Source organism: Rhizobium ecuadorense, from assembly GCF_001187535.1.
Classification (GTDB): Bacteria; Pseudomonadota; Alphaproteobacteria; order Rhizobiales; family Rhizobiaceae; genus Rhizobium; species Rhizobium ecuadorense.
This window is the reverse complement of sequence record NZ_LFIO01001874.1, coordinates 1-255: the sequence shown is the minus strand read 5'-3', so window position 1 is coordinate 255 and position 255 is coordinate 1. Positions and strand designations below refer to the sequence as shown.

The window sequence follows — 255 nt, the reverse complement described above, 5'->3', positions numbered from 1 at the left end:
GTCGATGACGATATAGACGTTAAGATAGGAGGTGGCCGGCCCCTTGATGGCGCTTGCCACGCTCACGTCAACGGTGTCGATGTTGGCGATCTTCATCAGCGTCGTCGGAACCGTGCCGCTCGCCGTCGCCGTGATCTTATGGTTTGATGTATCGATGTCGATGTCGCCAAGCGTATAGCTGTTTTCCACCTGTGCGTGGAACCAGTCGGAAACCTTTTGCTTGAGAGCGACGGCGTCGTCGGTATCGATCTCTTT

At 55.3% G+C, this 255-nt stretch carries 1 pseudogene; it reads right to left on the bottom strand.

Going from position 1 to position 255, the window contains the following annotated elements:
- A pseudogene (locus AF337_RS39220) lies at window positions 1-255 on the bottom strand (hypothetical protein); the annotation flags it as partial.